Source organism: Aeromonas sp. L_1B5_3, assembly GCF_963866575.1.
GTDB classification, from domain to species: domain Bacteria; phylum Pseudomonadota; class Gammaproteobacteria; order Enterobacterales; family Aeromonadaceae; genus Aeromonas; species Aeromonas jandaei.
Map to the genome: position 1 here is coordinate 1 of NZ_CAWMDN010000058.1, position 299 is coordinate 299.

Below are 299 nucleotides of genomic sequence, written 5' to 3' on the forward strand. Positions count from 1 at the left end.
ACCATCGGCCACGTTGACCACGGTAAAACCACCCTGACTGCAGCTATCACCAACGTGCTGGCCAAGCACTTCGGTGGTAAAGCTTTCGCCTTCGACCAGATCGACAAGGCACCGGAAGAGCGTGAGCGTGGTATCACCATCAACACCTCCCACGTAGAATACGACACCGCTACCCGTCACTACGCACACGTAGACTGCCCGGGTCACGCCGACTACGTTAAAAACATGATCACCGGTGCTGCCCAGATGGACGGCGCGATCCTGGTAGTAGCAGCGACTGACGGCCCGATGCCGCAGAC

General features: G+C 58.5%; 1 protein-coding gene. It reads left to right on the forward strand.

What is annotated here, in order from left to right:
* Window positions 1-299, forward strand: a 299-nt coding sequence (locus AACR93_RS03965; protein ID WP_043852285.1) for a GTP-binding protein, incomplete at both ends; no start/stop codon positions are given.